Source organism: Limimaricola sp. G21655-S1 (assembly GCF_027213785.1).
Lineage (GTDB): Bacteria > Pseudomonadota > Alphaproteobacteria > Rhodobacterales > Rhodobacteraceae > Limimaricola.
The window spans coordinates 85,610-107,507 of sequence record NZ_JAPWGO010000007.1; the positions used below are offsets into that span (position 1 = coordinate 85,610).

General features: G+C 66.0%; 23 protein-coding genes and 1 tRNA gene. 8 read left to right on the forward strand and 16 right to left on the reverse strand.

The window, feature by feature from the left end:
• The first annotated feature begins 38 nt into the window (after positions 1 to 38).
• A complete protein-coding gene (locus tag O4G76_RS08930) occupies positions 39 to 1,490 on the forward strand; it encodes a cobyric acid synthase (RefSeq protein WP_269397003.1) in 1,452 nt (483 codons plus the stop codon).
• Positions 1,491 to 1,494: 4 nt separating this feature from the next.
• On the opposite strand, the gene O4G76_RS08935 is transcribed toward O4G76_RS08930, so the two are convergent.
• From O4G76_RS08935 to O4G76_RS08945, 3 genes are all read right to left on the reverse strand, one after another.
• The gene (locus O4G76_RS08935) at positions 1,495 to 2,382 is read right to left on the reverse strand and encodes a hypothetical protein (protein ID WP_269397004.1); all 888 of its coding nucleotides are present in this window, start codon (positions 2,380 to 2,382) and stop codon (positions 1,495 to 1,497) included.
• 73 nt (positions 2,383 to 2,455) lie between these two features.
• Positions 2,456 to 3,844, reverse strand: coding sequence for a TolC family outer membrane protein (locus O4G76_RS08940; protein ID WP_269397005.1), 1,389 nt, complete (start codon positions 3,842 to 3,844; stop codon positions 2,456 to 2,458).
• Between the two features lie 33 nt (positions 3,845 to 3,877).
• Positions 3,878 to 4,531, reverse strand: a complete 654-nt coding sequence (locus O4G76_RS08945; RefSeq protein ID WP_085894688.1) for a protein-L-isoaspartate O-methyltransferase — start codon at positions 4,529 to 4,531, stop codon at positions 3,878 to 3,880.
• A 413-nt stretch (positions 4,532 to 4,944) separates the two neighbouring features.
• Between O4G76_RS08945 and O4G76_RS08950 the strand changes: the two genes are divergently transcribed.
• Positions 4,945 to 5,018 (forward strand) — tRNA-Cys (locus tag O4G76_RS08950).
• Between the two features lie 74 nt (positions 5,019 to 5,092).
• Here the strand turns inward: O4G76_RS08950 and O4G76_RS08955 are convergent.
• The 6 genes from O4G76_RS08955 to O4G76_RS22035 all read right to left on the reverse strand — a co-directional run bounded on the left by O4G76_RS08955 (position 5,093) and on the right by O4G76_RS22035 (position 8,086).
• Positions 5,093 to 6,160, reverse strand: coding sequence for a tyrosine-type recombinase/integrase (locus tag O4G76_RS08955; RefSeq protein WP_269397006.1), 1,068 nt, complete (start codon positions 6,158 to 6,160; stop codon positions 5,093 to 5,095).
• Positions 6,147 to 6,434: a hypothetical protein gene (locus O4G76_RS08960; RefSeq protein ID WP_269397007.1), complete on the reverse strand. Its 288-nt coding sequence runs from the start codon at positions 6,432 to 6,434 to the stop codon at positions 6,147 to 6,149. The genes O4G76_RS08955 and O4G76_RS08960 overlap by 14 nt, the downstream gene beginning before the upstream one ends.
• Positions 6,435 to 6,562: 128 nt before the next feature.
• Positions 6,563 to 7,123, reverse strand: coding sequence for a hypothetical protein (locus O4G76_RS08965; RefSeq protein ID WP_269397008.1), 561 nt, complete (start codon positions 7,121 to 7,123; stop codon positions 6,563 to 6,565).
• Between the two features lie 88 nt (positions 7,124 to 7,211).
• Positions 7,212 to 7,412: a hypothetical protein gene (locus tag O4G76_RS08970; RefSeq protein ID WP_269397009.1), complete on the reverse strand. Its 201-nt coding sequence runs from the start codon at positions 7,410 to 7,412 to the stop codon at positions 7,212 to 7,214.
• Positions 7,409 to 7,867, reverse strand: coding sequence for a hypothetical protein (locus O4G76_RS08975; RefSeq protein ID WP_269397010.1), 459 nt, complete (start codon positions 7,865 to 7,867; stop codon positions 7,409 to 7,411). The genes O4G76_RS08970 and O4G76_RS08975 overlap by 4 nt, the downstream gene beginning before the upstream one ends.
• Positions 7,868 to 7,930: 63 nt before the next feature.
• Entirely contained in the window at positions 7,931 to 8,086 is a 156-nt protein-coding gene (locus O4G76_RS22035; RefSeq protein ID WP_373568025.1) for an Arc family DNA-binding protein, read from the reverse strand.
• 84 nt (positions 8,087 to 8,170) lie between these two features.
• On the opposite strand from O4G76_RS22035, the gene O4G76_RS08980 reads away from it, so the two are divergent.
• Positions 8,171 to 8,590 carry an Arc family DNA-binding protein gene (locus tag O4G76_RS08980; protein ID WP_269397011.1) on the forward strand — a complete coding sequence of 140 codons (420 nt, stop codon included), beginning with the start codon at positions 8,171 to 8,173 and terminating at the stop codon, positions 8,588 to 8,590.
• Between the two features lie 225 nt (positions 8,591 to 8,815).
• Positions 8,816 to 9,217 carry a hypothetical protein gene (locus tag O4G76_RS08985; RefSeq protein ID WP_269397012.1) on the forward strand — a complete coding sequence of 134 codons (402 nt, stop codon included), beginning with the start codon at positions 8,816 to 8,818 and terminating at the stop codon, positions 9,215 to 9,217.
• A gap of 660 nt (positions 9,218 to 9,877) precedes the next feature.
• On the opposite strand, the gene O4G76_RS08990 is transcribed toward O4G76_RS08985, so the two are convergent.
• The 6 genes from O4G76_RS08990 to O4G76_RS09015 all read right to left on the reverse strand — a co-directional run bounded on the left by O4G76_RS08990 (position 9,878) and on the right by O4G76_RS09015 (position 15,832).
• Positions 9,878 to 11,134 carry a phage major capsid protein gene (locus O4G76_RS08990; RefSeq protein WP_269397013.1) on the reverse strand — a complete coding sequence of 419 codons (1,257 nt, stop codon included), beginning with the start codon at positions 11,132 to 11,134 and terminating at the stop codon, positions 9,878 to 9,880.
• Positions 11,135 to 11,405: 271 nt separating this feature from the next.
• A complete protein-coding gene (locus O4G76_RS08995; protein ID WP_269397014.1) occupies positions 11,406 to 11,639 on the reverse strand; it encodes a hypothetical protein in 234 nt (77 codons plus the stop codon).
• 375 nt (positions 11,640 to 12,014) lie between these two features.
• Positions 12,015 to 13,025 carry a helicase RepA family protein gene (locus O4G76_RS09000; protein ID WP_269397015.1) on the reverse strand — a complete coding sequence of 337 codons (1,011 nt, stop codon included), beginning with the start codon at positions 13,023 to 13,025 and terminating at the stop codon, positions 12,015 to 12,017.
• A 53-nt stretch (positions 13,026 to 13,078) separates the two neighbouring features.
• Entirely contained in the window at positions 13,079 to 13,876 is a 798-nt protein-coding gene (locus O4G76_RS09005) for a bifunctional DNA primase/polymerase (RefSeq protein WP_269397016.1), read from the reverse strand.
• Entirely contained in the window at positions 13,873 to 14,094 is a 222-nt protein-coding gene (locus tag O4G76_RS09010; RefSeq protein WP_269397017.1) for a hypothetical protein, read from the reverse strand. The genes O4G76_RS09005 and O4G76_RS09010 overlap by 4 nt, the downstream gene beginning before the upstream one ends.
• 460 nt (positions 14,095 to 14,554) lie before the next feature.
• Positions 14,555 to 15,832 (reverse strand): cation:proton antiporter, encoded by a 1,278-nt coding sequence (locus tag O4G76_RS09015; protein WP_269397018.1) that lies wholly within the window; start codon positions 15,830 to 15,832, stop codon positions 14,555 to 14,557.
• Positions 15,833 to 16,023: 191 nt separating this feature from the next.
• Between O4G76_RS09015 and O4G76_RS09020 the strand changes: the two genes are divergently transcribed.
• Both O4G76_RS09020 and O4G76_RS09025 read left to right on the forward strand, forming a co-directional pair.
• Positions 16,024 to 17,253 carry a lytic murein transglycosylase gene (locus O4G76_RS09020; protein WP_269397019.1) on the forward strand — a complete coding sequence of 410 codons (1,230 nt, stop codon included), beginning with the start codon at positions 16,024 to 16,026 and terminating at the stop codon, positions 17,251 to 17,253.
• 80 nt (positions 17,254 to 17,333) lie between these two features.
• On the forward strand, positions 17,334 to 18,764 hold the full coding sequence (locus O4G76_RS09025; protein WP_269397020.1) for a phospholipase D-like domain-containing protein: 1,431 nt from the start codon (positions 17,334 to 17,336) through the stop codon (positions 18,762 to 18,764).
• Positions 18,765 to 18,838: 74 nt separating this feature from the next.
• Here the strand turns inward: O4G76_RS09025 and yghU are convergent, their stop codons facing one another.
• On the reverse strand, positions 18,839 to 19,705 hold the full coding sequence (gene yghU / locus O4G76_RS09030) for a glutathione-dependent disulfide-bond oxidoreductase (protein WP_269397021.1): 867 nt from the start codon (positions 19,703 to 19,705) through the stop codon (positions 18,839 to 18,841).
• Between the two features lie 253 nt (positions 19,706 to 19,958).
• Here yghU and nhaC point away from each other — a divergent pair, with 253 nt between their 5' ends.
• Positions 19,959 to 21,467 carry a Na+/H+ antiporter NhaC gene (gene nhaC / locus O4G76_RS09035; protein ID WP_269397022.1) on the forward strand — a complete coding sequence of 503 codons (1,509 nt, stop codon included), beginning with the start codon at positions 19,959 to 19,961 and terminating at the stop codon, positions 21,465 to 21,467.
• A 132-nt stretch (positions 21,468 to 21,599) separates the two neighbouring features.
• Complete coding sequence (locus tag O4G76_RS09040) at positions 21,600 to 21,869, forward strand: DksA/TraR family C4-type zinc finger protein (protein ID WP_085894682.1); 270 nt, start codon at positions 21,600 to 21,602, stop codon at positions 21,867 to 21,869.
• Positions 21,870 to 21,898: the final 29 nt, after the last annotated feature.

The window sequence follows — 21,898 nt, forward strand, 5'->3', positions numbered from 1 at the left end:
CTATCTCAGGCGACAGGCGACGGAAAGCGGCGGCAGGCATGGCACGAGCGATCATGATCCAGGGGGCGGGCTCGAATGTCGGCAAGTCGATGATCGTCGCCGGGCTGGCACGCGCGGCACGGCGGCGCGGCCTCTCTGTCGCTCCCTTCAAGCCCCAGAACATGTCGAACAACGCTGCCGTGACCGAGGATGGCGGCGAGATCGGCCGGGCGCAGGCGCTGCAGGCGCGCGCCGCCGGGGTCCCGCCGCATACCGACATGAACCCGGTCCTGCTCAAGCCCGAAAGCGAGACCGGCGCGCAGGTGGTGGTGCAAGGCCAGCGTCTTACCACGGCGCGGGCCCGGGATTACGCGGCCCTGAAGCCGCAACTCTTGCCGCGCGTGCTGCAAAGCTTTCGCAGGCTCGCCGCCGCGCATGATCTCGTCATCGTCGAAGGCGCGGGCAGCCCGGCCGAGGTCAATCTGCGGGCGGGCGACATCGCGAATATGGGCTTCGCCCAGGCGGCCGGTGTACCGGTAGTGCTTTTGGGGGATATCGACAGGGGCGGCGTGATCGCGCAACTGGTCGGCAGCCATGCGGTTCTGGATGCCGACGACGGGGCTCTGATCCGGGGCTTTGCCGTCAACAAGTTCCGCGGCGACGTCAGCCTCTTTGCCGAAGGCATGCGTTTCATCGCAGGCCGCACCGGCTGGGCGCCGCTGGGGATCGTGCCGCATTTCGCCGAAGCTTGGCGGCTGCCCGCGGAGGACGCGGCCGAGATCGTATCGCGGCCCGGCGGTGCGCTGAAGATCGTGGTGCCGCGGCTGAACCGGATCGCCAATTTCGACGATCTCGACCCGCTCTCCGCCGAGCCCGGTGTCAGCGTAACGATGATCGAACCGGGACGCCCCCTGCCCGGCGATGCCGATCTCGTGCTGATCCCCGGCTCCAAATCCACCATCGCGGATCTCGCAGCCTTTCGGGCGGAGGGCTGGGACATCGACCTGCGCGCGCATCTGCGCCGCGGCGGCCGCGTCATGGGCATCTGCGGCGGCTACCAGATGCTGGGCCGCTCGATCGCCGACCCCGAGGGCATCGAAGGGCCGCCGGGCCAGGTCGAGGGCCTGGGCCTGCTCGATGTCGAGACGGTGATGCGGCCCGAAAAGCGGTTGGGCCTGGTGGCGGCGCAGTTGCGTGCGGATGGTACGCCGCTCCGGGGCTACGAGATCCATATCGGCCGAACCACCGGACCGGATCACGCCGCGCGGGCGTGGCTCGACATCGAGGGTCGCCCCGAGGGGGCGGCAAGCACCGACGGGCTGGTGCGCGGCTGCTATCTGCACGGGCTGTTCTCGGAGGACGCTTTCCGCGCCGCCTTTCTGGCCGAACTGGGCGTCGTCTCGCGCCCCGGCTACGAGGATGCGGTGGAGACGACGCTCGACGCGCTGGCCGCGCATCTCGAGCGGCATCTCGATATCGACCGGCTGCTCGCGCTCGCGGCGCCGGTCTGAAGGATCACTCGAATTCGCCGCTTGCCAGCGCCCGGAATATCTCGCGGCGCACCAGCTTGCGCAGGTTGCCGGTGATCCGGTCGCCCAATGGACCGCGCAGTTCCTCGCGCAGCACCTCGGTGATCAGACGACGCAGCATGTCCTCTTCGACAAGAGCGTCGGGGGACGGCGTTGGAGCGGCCGCCTCGCCCGACTTGGCCGCTGGCTCCGCGACCTGCGGCCCAGCGGGCGCTGTCGCCGCCGACTGCTCCTGCATCTCGGCGGCCGTCTCCGGCCTGCTCAGGGGTTGCTGATCTTCGACATCGGGACCAGACGCCTGCGGTTGCGGGGCGCTCTGCATCTCGCGCGGAACGCTCGGGGCGGCGCGTCCGGTGGACACGGGGCCGACATGGCGGCGGCTCAGGAACGGGGTGTCCTCGGCCCGCGCCGAGGACCAATCCATCACCGGCGCCGGTTCGCTGCCGTCGGGCTCCCACTCGTCGGCGCGATGCGTGATCGCCGATTCGAGTTCGGCAATCGTCTCCTCGAGACGCGAGCGCAACGAGCCGCCCTTGTCGGAAGATGCGGCGGTCAGGTCGGCAGGCTCGAAATCATCATCCGCCGATGCCGCGCCGGGCGTTCCCGTGTTCGCCGCGACGGGGGCCGGAAAGCGCGATGGCCGCTCGGCCGCACCCTCTCGGCCGGACACCCGCAGGGCCGGCGTCAGGACCAGCGGCGCATCGCCGCGTCTTTCGGCACGCACCCGCGATGGCGCCACCGGCGATCTGCCGGCTGCATCGGCCGATTGCTGCGGCGCGGGACGTCCTCCGTCCTGCCCCTCGCCATCCGCAAGCAGCCTGCGGATGGAGGAGAGCACATCCTCGATTTCGACGCTCTTGACCGGATCGGACATGATCTACCCTGCTTGCCTCGAGAGAAGTCTAGCGAAGCCCCGGTCGCCCGGCAACAACCCCGCCAGCAGCGGTTCAGCGGCCGATCGCCTCGAGCACACGGTCCAGCGCCTTGCCCTGCGCCGATGTGGCGGCGGGCGCATTGCGCACGAGGTTGTAGTAGGCCACCGGGTCATAGACCTGTACCGGCAGCCCCAACTGCTCGGCGGTCAACCGGCCGATCGCTGCCAGCACGACGTAACCCGCCAGCGTCTCGTCGATCTGCGCCGAAACCAGCGTGGCACGCGCGTCGAGCAGGTCCTGCTCGGCATTGAGCACGTCGAGCGTGGTCCGCGCCCCGAGCCGGGCCTCCTCGCGCAGGCCGTCGAAGGCCACTTGCGCCGCCCTAACTTCGCGGGTCGAGGCCTCGATGCTGGCGCGCGCGACGGAGAGCAGCGAATAGGCGTTGGCCACGGTCTGCTCGACCGTGCGGCTGGTGTTGAGCAGATCGCCCCGCGCCGCGTCGCGATTGGCCTTGGCTTGCCGAATCTGGCTGGCCAGCTGGCCGCCCGAATAGATCGACTGCTGCATCCTGATGCCGATCTGCTCTTCGTCGTCGAAATTGTCGTCGACCGAGATGCTGCCAGTGAGCGACAGTTCCGGGCGAGTCGTCGCCTCGGCCCGGGCGATGTTGAGTTCGGCGACAGTGACGGCATACTGCGCGCCCTTGATCGACGGATGCTCGCGCCGCGCGATGGCCTGCGCCTCGGCAAGGCTTCCCGGAATTCGCGCATCGGGCGCTTGGGCGAGGCCATCCGGATTGCGCCCGACCGCCGCACGGAATTCGGCGATGGCTTGGGTCAATCCGCCCTCTTCGGAGGCAAGAAGGCTGCGCGCGGACGCCAGGGCGGCCTCGGCCAGCGACACGTCGGTCCTCGTGACCTCACCAACCTCGAATCGGTCCTGCGCGGCGCGCAGTTCCTGAGTGATCAGACGCAAGTTGTTGCGGCGCAGTTCGACGAAGGCGCTGGCGCGCTGAACTTCCATGTAGGCTTGGACGATCCGCTGCAACACCTGCTGCTCCACGCCGCGGAGCCCTTCCCGCGTGGAAAGCACCAGCGCCTTTTGCGCGTCGATGCCGTAGCGGCTCTGACCGCCATCATAGAGCAGCAGCGACGCGGAAAGGGTAGCAGAGCTGGAGACGTCGAAACTGTCGACACCGGCCGTGCCGGGAGCGGCGTCGCGCAGCGCGCTGCTGGTGGAAAGAGCGGTCTGAGCCGACCAGCTGATGATCGGCCTCAGCGCACCGATCGCCTGCGCCACGTCCTCGTCGGCCGCGCGCAGCAGCGCCCGGTTCTGATCGAGCAGCCCGCTGTTCTCATAGCCATAGGCCAAGGCTTGCGCGAGCGTGTCAGCCCGCGCGGGCGCCACGACGGCGGCGGCAAGGCCGGCACCCAAAATCAAGCTACCTACAATTCGCCGCATACCACCCTGCCCTCTTGTTTTTCACTCGTGCCCTTACAGCACGAAGTCCTGTTCCGCCTCGAAACCCTTCAGAAGCGGCGCTCCCGCGTTGAACGCGAAGCGCCACGAGATCCGCCCGTCGATCTTGTAGCCGATCCGGACCACGCCCAGCGCGCCTTCGGCGAAGATCGCCGCGACCCGGCCGCCTTCGCGCAGCTGCGCGTCAAGCGCATCGGGAAAACGTTCGATCGCGCCCTCGATGATGATGACGTCATAGGGACCGCTCTTGGGCGCACCCTCGGCCAGCGGGGCGCAGATCACCGCCGCGTTGTCGACGCCATGCTCGGAAAGGATCGACTGCGCCTCGGCGGCGCGCGCCTCGTCATCCTCGACCGCCGCGACGAAGCCCGCGAGCCGCGCCAAGAGCGCGGTTGAGTAGCCCAGTCCGCAACCCAGATCGAGCACCGCGTCCTGCGGATCGATCTCGAGCCCGTCGAGCATCTTGGCCAGCGTCCGCGGCTCCAGCACCACGCGGTCCCCGCCCAGCGACAGGTTTTCGCCCACATAGGCCGCCTCGCGCAGCGCCGCGGGCACGTAGGCCTCACGCGGCACATCGAGCATCGCGTCGATGATCGGAAATTTCGTCACGTCAGAAGGCCGTACCTGCGTATCGACCATGAAGACGCGGCGGGTCGCATAATCAACCACGGACCGGACTCTTTCGTTCAATTTCTCCATGGCCGTGATGCCACAACCTCCGGCAAGCGGCAACTGCTCAGCGCCTTTGCGAGGCCGCCGCACCGCTTTGGTCGTGCCTTGCGGCCACACATGCAGATTGTTCACGGAGGCGGCGACGCCGTACCCCGCTGGCCACGAACTGCGGTAGGCAGCCTGCAAGACGATGTTCGAAGAGCGGTAAAGTGATTGTATGCAGACTTTTGACCGCTTGATGGAGTCGCGATGCGGGCAGCCATACCATAATGTTTCTGCACGTCTCACGACATGAGCCATTCGAAACCACCCTTCGACGAGTCGCGCATTCAAGCCCACCAGCTTGCTCGGAAAGACATCGATAATTGCTTGACGCCTGCCACGACAAACCATAGTGAAGCCGACACCGAGGCGGGTTGGCGGAGAGGTTACGCAGCGGATTGCAAATCCGTGTAGACCGGTTCGATTCCGGTACCCGCCTCCATTCTCTTTCAATGACTTGCGTCACGTCGCCTCCTTTCGAGGTTGAGCCGTTTACACCGGCGTTTACAGTGTCAGTCATGCGAGCCTCCCCTTCGCCTGCGCCAGCTTCACAAGGATGGCGTCAGATTCGTCGGGGGAGACACGGGCATAGCTCTCGATCACCGCTGCCGCGTGCCGGATGCTCCAGCCCATGTGCGAGGCGATCTCTGCGAGGGTCAGACCCGCGTTGAGCAGTCGGGTTGCTGCCGTTCCCCGGGCGTCCTGTAGCCGCAGATCGAGGCCCAGCGCCGCAGGCGTCAGTCCTGCCTTGTCGCGCCACTGGCGGAGCCCTTCGGAGGCCCGGTGGGTGGTCAGTGGGCGACCGCGCTCACTCAGCAGGATCAGCATTCTATCTCGCGGCGTAGCGTCCAGGACCTCGGCCATGGCCGGCGTCACGGGGATCGTAGCCCGGCGGCCACGCTTGTTCGTGCGCACCTGGATACGGCGGCCGCGCGGGGTTTCCTCGATGTGCTGCCAGCCAAGGCGGATCAGGTCACCGGGCCGCAGGCCGGTTTCACAGGCGGCAACCAGGATGCGCCGCACCCATTCGGGCGCCACTGCCATGACCGCATCCTGATGCATGGGCGACCAGACGATGTCGGAGCGGTCGACCTCATAGACCTTCGAGAAGCCGGCGCAGTGGTGAAGCCGGATCTTGCCGGCATCCTTCCACGCCCAGTTCAGGATGCGGGTCACCACGGTCCCGGCATAGTCAAACTGCTTGGGGGAGTGCGCCCAGGCTTGCCGCCACTCGTTGACCTCGGCACGGGACTCCGGCTCCTCGAACAAGGCAGCCGGGTCGTCCTTGAACGCCTCGGCGAAGCGCAGCGCCCATTTCCGGTAGTCTTGGCGGGTGCGCTCTCCCTTCGGCATGTGCGGGCTCGAGAGGAAGTCGTCCACCATCTGGGGCGTCATGTAGGCGGCGGGCCTCGGGGTTTCGCAGGCCTTGCCCAGCGCGACGAAGAACTCGGGGTCAGTGGGATGGCGCTTGGTGTCGGTCCAGAACTTCGGGCCGCCCCGCCATGCGTAGAAGTGCCACCGGCTCCCGCCCTTCACGGCTCGGCGGACGCGATGGATCCCCTTTGGGAGGTCATACCGCGCCACGGCGCTGCCTCCGCTGTTCGGTCAGGCTCAGCTGGCGGCCGGTATCGGCTGCCGTGTCGTTGAGGCCCTGCGCCTCGTTCAGGCGGCGGCGGACGAGGTGCGGATCGTACCATCCGGGACGGCCGGGCACCGGCGTGATGCGATGCTTCGCGCAGAAGTCGCGGAAGGCATTGTTCGTCCCGGAGTACCCCCAAGCCTCGGCAAGATCGGCACCGGGGATCAGGCCGATCATGTCAGCGAAGGTATGCGCGAGGATGGTAGAGCGGTTAGACATGCTTGGCCTCCTCCTGTGCGCCATGTTTGGCGGCCGCCAGGCTGAGAGATATGCGGGAAGGTTTCATCCGGGTTTCACCTTGGAGGGTGCGGCGGCCGTGCCGGCGCCGGGATGCCCCACATGAATGATCAGCTGGCTTCGTTCGGATATGCCGCATCGAGGACGTGGCGGAAGTCGACACCGAGGCGGCGGCAGACCTCCATGAAGACAGTCGAGGCGTTGACCACGATGTAGACGGGCGGATTGCCGAGATAGCGCATGGCTCGCAGCTCGCCGAACTCCTTGCTGAGCTCTGCATTGCGAGGCGCTTCGAGCACGGTCATGCCTTGGTCGCCGTTGACCAGAAGACGGGTCTCGCCGAGGTTGTGATGGAACGGAAGGGCAGGAAGCCGCATGGCGCTCGGGCTTTCGCCTCCCCAGCCGGAACCGCCATCCGAAAAGTGCGAGAAGCCTGCGGCCGCTCCGAAGGCTGCCTCTACGTTCCGGCTCCCCACATCCAGAATGGCCTTCGCGATCGCGACCTCCATCAGGTTGTTGAAGGAGAACTGGCGACGTTTCCCTTTGCCGCCGCCGCCGCCGACACGATGGCCGACCATGACGCGCAGGGCCCAGTTTTGAATATCCCTCGGGGTGGCGCCAGTCGCGGCTGCAACCTCGGAGGCAAGATAGGTGCGATGAATGATGTCCATGCATAAACTCATACGAGGCTTCTAAGTGGCCAGCAAGAGAAATCCTACGTGAGACTTCTTTACTTACCACTTGTTGACTCGTCTCCTGTCAGACCGCGTTTCCGCCCTGCACCGCAGTCTGCTTCCGCAGCAGCCGCTGGGCCTCCTCCAGCTCCTTGTCGATGATGTCGGCAAGGGTGGAGATCGCCTCTCCGTCGCGCAGATCGTCGGGGCTGACGGTCATGCCGAACAGGTGGCAGAGGCTGCGCGCGCGGCTCAGTGCGTCGAGGGCATCAAGGGTGTCGCTCATGCTGCCATCCCCTCCGCCGAGCGGATGATGGCCCTTAGCAGCCGGAGGGCATCGTACTGGCTGGGGTCGTCATAGAGATCGCCCGCCGCCGCATCGGTCCAGCCCTCTTCTTCCCACATGACATGAGCCAACAGGCGGATGCCCTCGACGGAAGTCGCCCGGCTGCGCATCATCTCGAACAGTGCGGCTTCCTTGCGATCCCAAGCGGCTTCGCAGTCGGGCTCATCGGCATCGCCCGAAGGGCTCGTCTCAGCGAGATGCACCCACTGCGCACGAGCCTCCGCCCATTCCTGGTAGAGAGTGATGATCGGATCCGCCTCCGGGGGCGCCATGGCGGCAGGGTCAGCGCCCAGAGCGGCGGCCGAGGTAGCGCCCAGCGCGGCAACCGGCAGCGCGCCAAGGATAGCCCGACGCGTAACAGGCTGGATCGGATGGATAGAATCTGGTAGGGTCATGTTGGACCTTCTCTTCAGGTGGGTTTCAATCGAAGACCGTCAGGGTGGCCGCCCTGGCGGTCTTTACTTTTGCGCGGAAGCCTCGGCGCGGTAAGCCGCCTGAAGCTGAAAACAGATCTCACTGTTCTGGCTCCGCCCGTTCTCCTCGGCCGATTCCTTCACTTGCTTCTTCAAGGACTCGGGCATCCGAAGTCCGAACGGCGTTCGATTTGGGATCATTGTTCGCCTCCATAGCTACCATTGGTTGCTAGCTACCAATGGTCGGCATTGAGCGCAAGGATAATATCGCTACCAAGTGATGCTATGCTTGGTGATTCTGAAGTCCCCCCTCGTACGCCGCCCTATGGTCTCCGCCTGCCGCCGGAGCTCAAAGAGCGCATCCAAGTGGCTGCCAAGGCGAGCAACCGTTCAATGAACGCTGAGATCGTCGCGAGGCTCTTAGCCTCCTTCGACACCGCTTCGGCGGCGGCAGGCTCGAAAGAGATCCCTGGAGAGATCGTGCAGAGGGTCGCGGAGGGCATCTTTGCCTGCATGGCCGATGAAGGCTGGACACCGCCCCGAGCAGAGCCAAGTCCAGATATTGAGGAGAGACTGGATGTTCTCAATATGCACCTGAGGCACTTGCAGGGGACGATACTCGAACTCAATGAGCAGGTGAAATCTCTCAGGAATGCTACAACGGAGCCTGATCCGGACCCGCGCCCAGCACCACAAATGAGATAGCCCCTGGAAGAAACACGCTTCCCCGGATCCGAAACAAATCAGAAGAGCGCCACCCGGTCCGCAGATCTGTTTCCTAAGTCATGAGTAACGGGGGGAGAGCGTGCCCTTGCAGCCATGACCTTGTCTCGCGACAGCTCCGTATCTTGACTCATCAAGGGACACTCCCGACGGTACGGCGGATACCGTTCTGCTACCTATTGGGGTCCCATGATACGATTTGCTTCCTTGGCCGGGGCGCTGGCGCTTGCCGCCTGTACTTCCCAGACTCAACTCGAAACCACCGCCTTCCAGCGGCAATTCTCTCTCGCCGAGAACTACCAAGCCGTCTATGCGCGCTCCAACAGCCAGATGCGTGAGTGCTTCGCTGTCGGTATGGCTGAGTTCAACGTGGATGGGCAGCTGTATCCCGAGCTCGGGTACGGGGAGATCATCTTCGGCGTGAACGGCATGTTCGGTTATCAGCCATACAATCAGATCCGGATCGATAAGAACGGCACCGGCGCCACGGTCAGCCTCAAGTCCCTTACGCAGACCCCCCAGTCCAGCATGAACTGGCTGGAGTACTGGACCAAGGGTGGACAGAGGTGCCCGCGCATCTCCTATGCAGAGACGCCGCCTGCCCTCTAAGGGCCGCCACCTGAAGACCGGAGGAGATAGACATGGCACCCAATCACGGGTTCAAGTGTCGATGCGCCAGATGCGGATGGACCTCGAGGCGGGCTCCCAAGAACATCACCCGCCCGTGCCCGAAGTGCGGCGGGGCGGTTGGAGTCCACGAACAGGACAAAGAAGCCTACACCACCTTTGCCGTGATATCGATCATCGGCCTGGTGGTACTCGCGATCGTCTTCACGGCGCTGGATGTTGGCCCGTAGGGGCATCTTGCCCCTAGCCATCGCTAGATCGAACAGCGCCGGCGTCATAGTCTCGCCCGATCTCTGCGGCAGCGCCTTCACGCCCTCGGGCTAGCGCTGCCGCTCGTGGGCCGTCCCCTTCCAGATCGCGCCCATGGCCACGAGGGCCTCAAAACGGCGCTAAGTCGGGGCCAGACCCGAAATGTCTGAATTGCAGATGCGCGAGCTTAACGGGAGCAGTCGGTTGGAGAGGGGACGGCCTGGAGATTGACCCTCCCCTCCCCCGACAACGCCGCGCGATAGATGGTCGCCGCGCCCTCTCGGGGTTTTGCCGCACTCGCCGAGTTGCGGGGATGCTTCGGGCGAAGAAATCAAAAGCCCAGGCGCATCCTGCCGATGCGGTGCCACTACTCGAGCGGCACCGCATATCTCATCAGCCCTGCACACCCGTGACGGTGTAGAAGGCCCCAGCATGCTGAACGGCGATGTCGGTCCGCATGTGGGCGAGGAGGCCGTACTGCATGTTCTCAGCGTACCGCTCTTTCAGGACCGTCACCGTGATCTGCGAACGCATGCCGATCAGAAGGTGCGAGAAGTTGCCTGCGAAGATCGTGCTCTCGTTGCTACCTGCACCGCCATCGGTCGGGATGGCCGTGGTGGTCAGCATCGGGATCTGCTCAACCGCACGCGGCGCCATGCGCGGCTGCTCGTTAGCATCCATCAGGCCGGTCAGCGTGCCCTCGTCGCGCGGGTGCATGATGATGGCAGAGACGGGCCCGGCGTTCGCGGAGAGGATGCCAGTGCGCGCGGCCACGAGGGGGCTGTAGCCTGTCAGAGCTCCTGCAAGGGCAGTGGTGCCGATGCCCGAGGTGTTGGCGATGCCGCGCGGCTCAGGGGCCGTGCCAGTGCCCAGCAGAGCCACCCGGTCGAGCTCCTTCGCCAGGGCGACGGACAGGATGCGGGGAAGCTCGGTGGCGAGGTTCAGGCTGTCCTCCATGAGCTCGAAGCTGACCTTCGTCATGACGGCGAGGGACTTCGGCCGAAGCGGCACACGGGCAAACGTCGGATCGCTCTCAGCCACTGCCCCGGCCTCAGCACGCCACGCGGGCGTCGGGTCGGAAGCCAGCTTGGCGATGGAGTGATCGTCAGAGGTCAGCGGGACCGTCTGAGCGCCCGCCTGGTTCACGACGGAATTGGCCCGCAGGAGGTCGATCAGTCGCGCCGAGAGGACGGTCGGCACGGTGTAGCCGCCCGCGCTGTCCGAGCCTTCAGCGAGTGCCCGCTTTTCGGTGTCGGTCTTGGCGCCGATGACCATGGAGCGAAGATAGCCGCCCAGCGAGAGGCCACGGTACTCGTCCGGCTTCTTCGCCTCGGCCCATGCGGTCATACGCTGCTCGGGCCGGAGCGCATGCCGAACTTCTTCGGCCGCCACGTCGCCGCCGTCGCCAGCCGCCACCGTGTCCTGACCGAGGGGTCGGCGCGGGTCGCCCTGGTCGTCCGCAGCGTCCCGCAATTCCTCGATTTGCGCCGTGAGTTCATCATGCTCCAGCATCAGCGCCTCGAAGTCGCGCTCGATCTTCCGGGCTTCGCTTTCCGGCGTGTCGTCCTTGATGCTGCGGTATTTCGCGCGGGCTTCCGCTGCGATCTCGCGCTGCTTCGCCCGAAGGGTCTTCATGTCGTGTTTGGTCATGCTCGTGCTCTTCGCCTGCGTCGGACGCACATGGAGACGCGCCCGACATTTCGGGTTGCGCCTCCTCCGTCGCTGCGAAGGGTCCCGACGATGTTTCCCGCCGGGCGCGTGCTCGTCTATTTCGGAGCATGCGTAAGCGGTAATAGTATACCCCACTACCGCCCATGCCTCAAGCCCTCAACTTTTTGCCTCAGTTTTGCCCGCACAGAAATTTCAGGGCTCAGGTCGGTTCTGGATCGGCCCCGCTGAGAAGTCGGCACACCACCTCCCATCATGCTCGCCCTGCCACGCCGCAGCGGGTCATCTCGTGAGCCGCCAGTCGGGACAGCGCCCGCTTGAGCCCGTCCACGCCTTCCACCTCGATGTGCAGCTGCACCGCAGCCATGAGAAGCGCCGCAGCGAACAGTCGCAGGTCGCCGCCCTCAGCTTCCAGGCCTGATACCGCCTCACTGAGAAGGCCGGAAACGCGGTCCCTCTCTTTCACGATCATCTGTCGTTCGGTCATGAGCGGTCCTCCATTCCAGCGCGCGCACCCAGCCGCCAAGCAAGGAAGAGCCAGCCCTTCGCCTCGGGCTGCTGCGCCGGCTGCACCACCACGCGGGCTTTGCCGTCCGCCATCACTTCGCACCCACTCCTGCGCTGGGCGCAACTCGCAGCGCGGAGCAGCTCCCGCCCGGGCCGCGCACCTTGTCGGTGGGTACGCCCAGCGCGGAGGCAATGCTGTTCAGGCCCCAGAGCGCCTCGGGTCCTGCCGTGGGGAGCGGCCAGAGCCAGCGTCACAACCGTCACACCTCCTAGAGGTGTGTGACGTTCGTGACGGTCAGACTGGCCCGCACTTGTGACGCACAGTGACGGGGTGTGACGTTCGTGACGGCGGTGCTCAGTCTTCATCCTGCACCCGCCAGACATACTCACCGAACTCTCGCACCTCGTTCAGGTCCATCAGCTTGTCTTTGGCGCGCTTGAACGCCATGCGTGCCGAACTGTCGGCGACGCCTGAGGTCAGCCCGTGGACGCCGCAGGCCTCGCGCCAGTGGTCGATATGAACCACCTTCCTGTTGTGCGGGTAGAGATCGCCGGACTTGACCTCCCCATGGTCGCGCAGGGCGTCATAGAGCGCCTGCATCGCCACCTCGTTCTTGCCCGACAGCGGCTTGCGCTTGGGCTTGGGCGGTTCGGCTGTCTCGACCACCGCACTCGTCACCGGGTCGCCGTCCTCGTCCACCCCGAGCGTGACCGATCGGAGGGTGAAGTGCAGCGTGTCGGCATAGGCCATGTCGCGCTGCTTCTTGCACACGATCTCGCCCTCGGAGGTCACGTTGATCTCGGTATCGACAGCGGCACGGAGGGCGGAGGAACCTCGAGCGCCCCGGTCCTCGTCCTTGCCCGTGTGGTGCACCACCATGACATGCGCGCCAGTCACTTCGCGGATCAGGTCGCAGTTGCGAACGAACATCGCCGCGTCCTTGGCCGTGTTCTCGTCGCCCGCGCCCATGCTGCGCGCCAGAGTATCGATCACCGTCAGGGCGAAGGCGTCGCCAGGCAGAGCTTCACATACCGCGAGCGCATCTAGCTGGCCGTGCAGGTCCAGTCCTATCGGCAGCAGTACGAAGTCCGCCGAGGCCATTTCGGGGTGCTCGCGCTTGAACGCGGCGAGGCGGTTGCGAACACCCGCCCCGCCCTCGGCCGCGATGTAGAGCACCGGCCCGCCGTTCACCTTGCACCCGCGCCACGGCTTGTTCGCCGCGACATGCATCGCCAGATCGAGGGCCACGAAGGTCTTGCCGGCGTTCGACGGCCCGTAGAGCATTGAGAGTCCGCGCCGGGACAGCCAGCCTTTGACCAGGTAATTGAGGTTGAGCACCGGCCCGATGTCGGCGAGCTTCAGCATCCGCCCCTCGATCTCGGAGGCCCGGTTCGCATTGCGGTTCAGGTTGATGACGTTCACTGCAGGTGCCTCCGCGCGATCTCCGAGAGGTCGGCGCCGTGCTGGCGCGCCAGGGCGGGGATGGTCGCCCAGCTCACGCCGGTGCGCTTGAAGCTGCGCCACTTCATCAGAACCTCGCCGGGGCGATACTTGCTGCCGTTGGCGCTCCAGGCATCGGCCAGCGCCAGCCCCTCGTCGGAGCCCCGGAAGCGGTCATGCAGCGCCATCAGCACCGACACCCAGTCGCCATAGGGAAGATCGGGCGGGATGTGCGACAGCAGCTCCTGCACCTCGCCCGTGGGCGTCAAGCGATCGAGGTTGCGCGGCGGAGGGGGAGGCGCTTGCAGCAGCATGGCCCGGAGGCCGAACGGGACCGGCGGCAGCTGGAGCGGGACGCTGCCCGCGTAGAAGCCACCCGCGACTTGCGAGCCGGGCGCGATGACGTAGCCGCCTTCGCCGCGTGTATCGATCTTCGGCCCGATCTTGGACGTGCTGTTCCGGGCTCCCTCGAAGTGCTGGCAGTAGATGTGCCGGCCGCCCGAGGGCGTCATGACATAGGCGTGGTCGTAGAGGCTTGCGTAGCGCGGCATCGCCAGCAGGCTGTCACGCCCGATCCGTGCGCCGGTCTCCTTGTCCACGTCCAGGTCGATCACGAACAGCCCATTGGCCGCGCCGCACGGGATGCCCCATGCGCGCGCGCCGTTCGCGTGCCACTGCGTAATCGTGTGCGGATCGCGGGTCGCCTTGGCCTGCCAGCCCGAGATGAGCGGGGCCTTGTCGGGGCCGGCCGGGAATATCGCAAAGGGGAGGTTCATGCTGCACCTCCGAGCATCTCGGCCTCTTCCAGCCAGTGGGCGCGGGCGCCCCCCATGGCGCTCCCCCAGTCGGGGAAGCGACCCACATGCCATCCGAAACCTCGTTGGAAGTTGAAGCCATTCACCTCGACCGCATCACCATCCGGGTAGATGCTCAGCGCCTCATCCGGGTTCGGCAGAGGCAGGCGAAGCATGGTAGGAAACAGGACTACGCTCATACGGCCATCCCCCAGTGCATAGCGATTATGGGATGACGAATGGCCCAGCGCGCGCTATGTTCAGCGCGAGCTATTTCCCGAGGCTCGACAGTTTCGACGCCGCATGCCCCTGCCCGGGCTGCGGCGTTTCTCTTTGCGCAGACCCCGCTTGATCTGTTTACTCCTGCCCGGTAACCCCTTGAATGTTCGTCGTGAACTGACCGAGAACGTTTACCGGAAACGCCTTTCCTGTCAGTGGCTTGAGGCGGATTGCAAATCCGTGTAGACCGGTTCGATTCCGGTACCCGCCTCCATATCCCTACACATCCATTCACGACCCAGGCTGACGGGCTTTGAACCGCGCCGCCGGACCTCGCTGCCATGGTGAAGGGACATTCCTGGCAGCCAACCGATCTTGCATCCGGCCCAGCCTCCGCGCGCAGCGAGCCCGCTCGAAAGACGAAGCGCCAACTCCTTCCTTTTAAGGCTCCGCGGAACCGAGGGCCCGGGTCCCTTGCTTTTCGGATGATTGATCCATGGCCCAGCCGACGCTGAAGCCGTGCAGGAAGGTCGAGGCGAGGATGACCAGCGCCACGAGGGACCACAATGAATCTTCGTCGACGAACTCCATGTGGCTCCCCGCATAGCACAGGTAGTAGATCGACCCGATCCCGCGCACGCCGTAGACCGCGACGATGCTGCGGTCGCGCCATCCGAGCCCGCTTCGCCCCAGCGACAACCAGCCGGCAGCCGGGCGGATCACTAGGAGAAGCACCGCCGCGACGGCGATCTGGGACCAGGTGAGGTCGCGAAACAGCAACGGCAGCACCGTTCCGAGCGCCACCAGCAATGCCGCCGTGAGGGCATGCTCGATCGATTCGGAGAAATCGTGCAGTCGCTTGTGGAAATGGTGGTCCTTCTCGATCCGCCGCAAGGTCAGGCCGAGAACGGCCACCGAGATGAAGCCGTAGCCTTCGATCAGCTCCGTCGAGCCGTAGCACAGCAGGATTCCCGCCAGCGCGACCACCCCCGAGCCGGTCTGGGCCAAGGCTGCATCGGCAGGGAAGCGGAACAGCACGTAGCCCAGCGCCTTGCCGCCGAGCCAGCCCATCGCGGTGCCCAGTGCGATCCGGTAGATCACATCGCGCAACAGCCAGTCGAGCGCCCAGGCACCGGGGTTGAGCCCCTCGGCCGCGAGGATCAGCCCGAGATAGACGAAGGGAAAGGCGAGGCCGTCGTTCAACGCCGCCTCGGTGGTCAGGGTGAAACGGACGGGATGCTCGGCCCCCTCCTGTGGCGGTCCGACCTGCACATCGGCCGCCAGCACCGGGTCGGTCGGGGCGAGAACCGCGCCCAGCAGCACCGCCCCGGCCACGGTCATGCCGGTGAGGCCGACCCCCAGGAAGGCCACCGCGAAGATGGTCAGCGGCATCGCGATGCCGAGCATTTGGAAGGTCGGCCTCCAACGCGACCAGGGCCGAAGCTCGTCGAGCCGCATTCCCGAGCCGAACAGCGCGACGATCACCGTGAGTTCGCTCGCCAACTCCCATGGCAGCGGCGTCTCGCGGGGGTCGGGCAACGTCGCGAGATCCGGCAGCCAGACCGCGATTCCCGCGCCGAACAGGATCATCAACGGCGCCGCCGCCGGTTCGCGGCGCGAGATCAGCCGCGGCAGCCAGCGCGCGAGGATGATCACGAGGCCCAGCACTGCCAATGCGATGTGATACCGATTCAGCCCGAAAAACGGCTCGCCCTCCACTGGCCCCTCCTCGATCACCCTTTCGAGTGCGACAAACTGCGCCGCCCGCGCCCCGAGGCAAGGGGAGGTCGCGCAGCGGCAGGCGGGATCGCGCCCGCAGGCGGTAAGGCAGCCCCACCCCGCCGTGACAGCGCCGCCGGCGCCGCCTAGGCTGGTGGCGTATTCCCGAACCGACCGGAACGAACGCCCCCATGCTGCGCATTCTCGCCTTGCTTCTCGCCCTTCTCCCCGCCTCCCTTGCCGCGCAGGACCGCGCCGCGCTCGAACGGCAGTTTCGGGGCTGGCTGGAGCAGACCGTCTGGCCGCGCGCGCAAGGCGCGGGCGTGTCCCGCTCCACATTCGAAGCGGCCTTTTCGGGGGTCACGCTCGATTGGGACCTGCCCGATCTCGTCCCCCCTGGCGCACCGGCGCAGCCGCAACGACAGCGACAGGCCGAGTTCGGCAGCCCCGGCGCCTATTTCAGCGCAGGCGCGGTGCAGGGCGCGGCCTCGGTGGGGCGGCAGATGGCGGCGCACCATGCCGCCACGCTGACCCGTATCGAGCGCGCGACCGGTGTGCCCGGGCACGTCGTTCTTGCCATCTGGGGCCGCGAAAGCGGCTATGGCCGCGCCGCGATCCCGCACAACGTCTTTCGGGTACTGGGCACCAAGGGTTTCATCGGGCGTCGCGCCGGGTATTTCACCGAGGAGCTGATCGCGGCGCTGCGCATCGCCCAGGCGGGTCACGCACCGGGCGCCGCGATGAAATCGAGCTGGGCCGGCGCGCTCGGCCAGCCGCAATTCATGCCGACGAGCTTCCTCAAATACGCAGCCGATGGCGATGGCGACGGGCGCGCCGACATCTGGCGCTCGGAGGCCGATACCCTTGCCTCGATCGCCACCTATCTGGCCCGGCATGGCTGGGTCGCCGGCCGCGACTGGGGGTTCGAGGTCCGGGTGCCGGAGGCGGTCTCCTGCACGCTGGAAGGGCCCGATCAGGGGCGGCTCATCCGAGACTGGGCGGCCATGGGCATCACCCGCGTGTCCGGCAAACCCTTTCCAGACCACGAGGCCGCGCGCGATGGCTTCCTGCTGATGCCGGCCGGGCGGCATGGCCCCGCCTTCGTGGTGACACCCAACTTCTACGTGCTCAAGAGCTACAACATGAGCGATCTCTACGCGCTTTTCGTGGGCCATGTCGGAGACCGCATCGCCTATGGGGTGGGTGATTTCGCGGGCGGCTGGGGCCGCGTGGGCGGGCTGATGCGCTCGGACGTCGCCGCAATGCAGCGCGCGCTCGAGGCGAAAGGGCACGACGTGGGCGGCGCCGACGGGCTGGCAGGCTTCAAGACCCGGCGCTCGATCGGTCGCTGGCAGGAAGCGCAGGGCCGCGCCGCGACCTGCTTTCCCGATGCCGGAATGCGCGGCGCGCTGAACGGCTGAACGCTTCGGATCGGTCAAATGGCGGAACGCGGGCGGGCAGCATCCGTTTGTCTCGTGACGGCAAGAGCAGGAGACCGGCAATGAGTTCCCCCGATCCGACGCGACCCTTCCTGCGCGAGGGCGAGACCTGCTGGCGCATCGCGCGGGCAGACCGGCTGGCCGTGATCGTCGATGCCGCCGATTACTTCGCGACGATCCGCGAGGTGGTGCGCCATGCCAAGCGCAGCGTGCTGTTCATCGGCTGGGATTTCGACACGCGGATCGAGCTCGAACCCGATGCCGAGGTGGATGGTGTGCCCAACACGCTGGGCGCCTATCTCGAATGGGTGGTGGAGAAGACGCCCGACCTGCAGGTGCATCTGCTGAAGTGGGATCTCGGCATCATCGAGACGCTGTCGCGCGGCTCGACACCGCTGGTTCTGGCCGATTGGATGACCAATGAACGCATCCACATGAAGCTCGACCATGCCCACCCTTCCGGGGCCGCGCATCACCAGAAGATCGTGGTGATCGATGACGTGCTGGCCTTCTGCGGCGGCATCGACATCACCGCCAAGCGCTGGGACACCCGGTCGCATCCCGACGAGGACCCGCGCCGCAGGCGACCCACCTCGAAGCGTCATTACGGGCCGTGGCACGATATCACCACCGCCGTCTCGGGCGACGCAGCGGCGGCGCTGGGCGATCTGGCACGCGAACGCTGGCACGCCGCCACGGGTGAGCAGTTGGAACCGCCCGGCCCCCAGGCGCCGATCTGGCCTTCGGGCCTCGCCCCCTTGGCCTCCGGCCAGCCGGCCGCCATCTCGCGTACCCTGCCCGCCTACAAGGATCGCGAGGAGGTGCGCGAGATCGAGGCGCTCTATCTCGAGGTGATCGGCCGCGCCGAAAAGACGCTCTACATCGAGAGTCAGTATTTCGCATCGCGCCGCATCGCGGAAGCCATGGCCGCGCGGCTGCGCGAGCCCGACGGTCCCGAGATCGTCGTGGTGAACCCGCACACGGCGCAGGGCTGGCTCGAGGAAAAAGCCATGGGCACGGCACGGGCGCGGCTGCTGCGACTGGTGCGCGATGCCGACCTGCACGATCGGTTCCGCCTCTACACCCCGGTGGCCGAAGCCGGCACGCATATCTATGTGCATGCCAAGGTGGTGATCATGGACGACCGGCTTCTGCGCGTCGGCTCGTCGAACATGAACAACCGGTCCATGGGCTTCGACACCGAGTGCGACCTCTCGATCGAGGTCGAGGACAAGAGCGCGCCGGAACTGGGAGAAAGGATCGTCGGCCTGCGCAACGACCTCGTGGCCGAGCATCTGAACCGCGCCAATTCGGAGATCGAGGCGACACTCCGAGAAACAGGGTCGCTGGTGCGGACCATCGACCGGCTCCGCGGCGACGGGCGCAGCCTCGTACCGTTCGAGGCGCCGGACTTCTCCGAGATCGTGGAGGAAGAGTTGGCCGAAACCGATCTGCTCGACCCCGAAAGCACGGCACGATCCTGGACTGGCTGACCGCCGCTGATCGGGCAATGAAAAAAGGCTGGCGCCCGGTTGCGCCAGCCTTCGCATCTACGGGCTGAACCGGCTCAGCCGCCGATCTTGTCCTGCGTTCTGGTCTCGAAATCCTCGGCCGAATGCCGCTCGTGCAGCTGCAACGCCGGATCGCCGAATGCACGGTTGACCATGCGGCCCCGTTGCACCGCCGGGCGAGCGTCGATCGCCTTGGCCCAGCGCATCACATGCGTGTAGCTCTCCACGTCGAGGAACTCGGCCGCGTCATAGAGACGTCCCAGAACCAGCTGCCCGTACCACGACCAGATCGCCATGTCGGCGATCGAGTATTCGCCAGCCATGTACTCGGCCTCGGCCAAGTGCCGGTCGAGCACGTCGAGCTGGCGCTTGGTCTCCATGGCAAAGCGGTTGATCGGGTATTCGAACTTCTCGGGCGCATAGGCATAGAAATGGCCGAAGCCGCCGCCCAGATAGGGCGCGCTGCCCATCTGCCAGAAAAGCCAGCTCAGCGCCTCGGTGCGCTGACCGGGATCTTTCGGCAGGAAGGCACCGAACTTCTCGGCCAGATGCAGCAGGATCGCCCCGGATTCGAACACCCGCTGCGGCTTGTCGCCGCTCAGGTCGAGCAGGGCCGGGATCTTGGAATTCGGGTTGATCTCCACGAATCCCGAGCCGAACTGGTCCCCGTCACCGATCCGGATTAGCCAGGCATCGTATTCGGCGCCGGAATGGCCGGCCTCGAGCAGTTCCTCGAACAGCACCGTGACCTTCACCCCGTTGGGTGTGGCCATGGAGTAGAGCTGGAACGGATGCTCGCCGCGCGGCAGTTCGGCATCATGGGTCGCCCCGGCGACGGGGCGATTGGTCTTGGCGAACTGGCCGCCATTCTCCGCGTCCCAGGTCCAGACCTTGGGCGGGGTATAGTCGTTGAGATCCTTCATCGGGCGTCCTGTCGGTTTGTCCGGATTGATGACTGAAATGCGGCCCCAGCCCGGATCTGTCGAGGGGAGTGCCGCGCACAAGTCGGTGCGCCCTATCGCACGACACGCCGATCAGCCTGCAATCATGGCATTTCACTGCCCCGGTTTCCCGCCAAAACGGAACAATCCAGCCGAATTTCCCCTACCCCGGTGGCAATTCTCCGCTAGTTCCGTCATAAGGCGCCTTTCGAAACAGCTAGGAGAACGCTCCCACGTGACCGATAGAAACCTGCCTTCCCTCGGACTGGCGCTGCTGCCGGTCGTGCTGACGCTGGGCCTGTTGGCCCTGCAGCTCTTCTATTTCGGCGACTTCACGCCGCATATCCCGCTGGTGATCGGCCTCGCCATCACCGGCCTTCTGGGCGTGATGCGCGGCCAGAAATGGACCGATATCCGCGAAGGCGTGTTCCACGTCATCCACGTCTCCCTTCCCTCGCTTTCCGTTCTGATCGTGGTCGGCATGATCATCGGCGTCTGGATCGCCTCGGGCACCGTGCCGACGCTGATCTATTACGGCCTGACCCTTCTGAACCCCTCGATCTTCCTTGCCGCCGCGATGATCCTCTGTGCGGTCGTCTCGCTGTCGCTGGGCACGTCCTGGGGCACCGTCGGCACCATCGGCGTCGCGCTGATGGGCATCGGCGCGGGCTTCGGCATCCCGATGTACTGGACCGCGGGCGCGATCGTTTCGGGCGCCTTCTTCGGCGACAAGATCTCGCCGCTGTCGGACACCACCAACCTCGCTCCCGCCGTCACCGGCGTGAACATCTTCGACCACATCCAGAACATGCTGCCGACCACCGTACCCGCGATGCTGATCGCGCTGGGCGTCTACATCGTGGCGGGTTACGGCCTGATCGAACCGGCCGACACCTCGCTCGAGGCGATCACCCAGATCACCGCGCGGCTGGAGCAGGACTTCGCCCTCGGGCTGATCCCGCTGACCCCGGCATTGCTGGTCATCGGCCTCGCACTGTTCCGCCAGCCGCCGTTGCCCTCGCTCTTCGCGGGCGTGCTGCTGGGCGGTATCATCGCCATGTTCCAGCAGGGCGTCGGCCTGCATGACGTGTTCACCTACGCGCAATCGGGCTACTCGATCGAGACCGGCATCGCCGACATCGACGCGCTGCTGAACAAGGGCGGCATCCAGTCAATGATGTGGACCATCTCGCTGATGCTGATCGCTCTGGGCTTCGGCGGCGCGCTGGAGCGTACCGGCTGCCTCGAAGCGATCATCCTCGCCATCGTCAACCGGGTGAAGAGCTTCGCCGCGGTGCAGTCCTCGGCCATCGTCACCTCCTTCGCCACCAACGTCGTCGCGGGCGACCCCTATATCTCGATCGCCCTGCCGGGCCGGATGTATGCCCCGCTTTATCGCGGCATGGGCTACTCCACGCTCAACCTGAGCCGCGCCACCGAGGAAGGCGGCACGCTGATGAGCCCGCTGATTCCGTGGAACGCCGGCGGTGCCTTCGTGATCACCGCGCTGGGCCTCGGCATCATGGACGGCAACATGGAGAACCTGCTCTACATCCCGCTGGCCTTCGCCTGCTGGACCGCGCCGGTGATCGGTATCTTCTACGCCGTCACCGGGTTCTTCTCGCCGAAGGCGTCGGAGAAGGACCGCGCCAACTGGGCACGCGACAACGAGGACATCATGGACCTGTCGGAGCATGACCACCTCGGCGATCCCGGCCCGGCCAAGGAGGCCATGCCGGTCTGATCCAAGGCTCCGAGCCGCAAGTCATGCGACGGAACGCCCCGCCCTCACCGGCGGGGCGTTTCGCGTCTCACGGGTTGGATCGCGATGGGTTCTGCCTATGTCGGAAACAGACCTCATGCGAAAGGACATCACATGGCCGGAGGCTGGGCCCGCGACGGTGCGGTGGAAGAGCAGATCGAAGCCTCGATCAATGACGAGCTGAAGCGCATGCAGGCGCGGCGTGGCCCCTCAGGCGAAAGCCGCACCCATTGCGCCGAATGCGAGGAGGAGATCCCCGAAAGGCGGCGCGCGGCGATCCCGGGGGTCAAGCTTTGCGTCGATTGCCAGCAGGGGCGCGACAGCCGCCCGGAGGCGCGGGGCGGCATCAACCGGCGCGGCTCCAAGGACAGCCAGCTGCGCTGATTTCCGGTGCCGGGTCTGCGAATTCGAAT

Coding starts and splice junctions, on each gene's coding strand:
- O4G76_RS08930 (WP_269397003.1), top strand. CDS start 39: ATGGCACGAGCGATCATGATCCAGGGGGCGGGCTCGAATGTCGGCAAG.
- O4G76_RS08935 (WP_269397004.1), bottom strand. CDS start 2,382: ATGTCCGATCCGGTCAAGAGCGTCGAAATCGAGGATGTGCTCTCCTCC.
- O4G76_RS08940 (WP_269397005.1), bottom strand. CDS start 3,844: ATGCGGCGAATTGTAGGTAGCTTGATTTTGGGTGCCGGCCTTGCCGCC.
- O4G76_RS08960 (WP_269397007.1), bottom strand. CDS start 6,434: ATGTCTAACCGCTCTACCATCCTCGCGCATACCTTCGCTGACATGATC.
- O4G76_RS08965 (WP_269397008.1), bottom strand. CDS start 7,123: ATGGACATCATTCATCGCACCTATCTTGCCTCCGAGGTTGCAGCCGCG.
- O4G76_RS08970 (WP_269397009.1), bottom strand. CDS start 7,412: ATGAGCGACACCCTTGATGCCCTCGACGCACTGAGCCGCGCGCGCAGC.
- O4G76_RS08975 (WP_269397010.1), bottom strand. CDS start 7,867: ATGACCCTACCAGATTCTATCCATCCGATCCAGCCTGTTACGCGTCGG.
- O4G76_RS22035 (WP_373568025.1), bottom strand. CDS start 8,086: ATGATCCCAAATCGAACGCCGTTCGGACTTCGGATGCCCGAGTCCTTG.
- O4G76_RS08980 (WP_269397011.1), top strand. CDS start 8,171: ATGCTTGGTGATTCTGAAGTCCCCCCTCGTACGCCGCCCTATGGTCTC.
- O4G76_RS08990 (WP_269397013.1), bottom strand. CDS start 11,134: ATGACCAAACACGACATGAAGACCCTTCGGGCGAAGCAGCGCGAGATC.
- O4G76_RS08995 (WP_269397014.1), bottom strand. CDS start 11,639: ATGACCGAACGACAGATGATCGTGAAAGAGAGGGACCGCGTTTCCGGC.
- O4G76_RS09000 (WP_269397015.1), bottom strand. CDS start 13,025: ATGCTGAAGCTCGCCGACATCGGGCCGGTGCTCAACCTCAATTACCTG.
- O4G76_RS09005 (WP_269397016.1), bottom strand. CDS start 13,876: ATGAACCTCCCCTTTGCGATATTCCCGGCCGGCCCCGACAAGGCCCCG.
- O4G76_RS09010 (WP_269397017.1), bottom strand. CDS start 14,094: ATGAGCGTAGTCCTGTTTCCTACCATGCTTCGCCTGCCTCTGCCGAAC.
- O4G76_RS09020 (WP_269397019.1), top strand. CDS start 16,024: ATGCTGCGCATTCTCGCCTTGCTTCTCGCCCTTCTCCCCGCCTCCCTT.
- O4G76_RS09025 (WP_269397020.1), top strand. CDS start 17,334: ATGAGTTCCCCCGATCCGACGCGACCCTTCCTGCGCGAGGGCGAGACC.
- yghU (WP_269397021.1), bottom strand. CDS start 19,705: ATGAAGGATCTCAACGACTATACCCCGCCCAAGGTCTGGACCTGGGAC.
- O4G76_RS09040 (WP_085894682.1), top strand. CDS start 21,600: ATGGCCGGAGGCTGGGCCCGCGACGGTGCGGTGGAAGAGCAGATCGAA.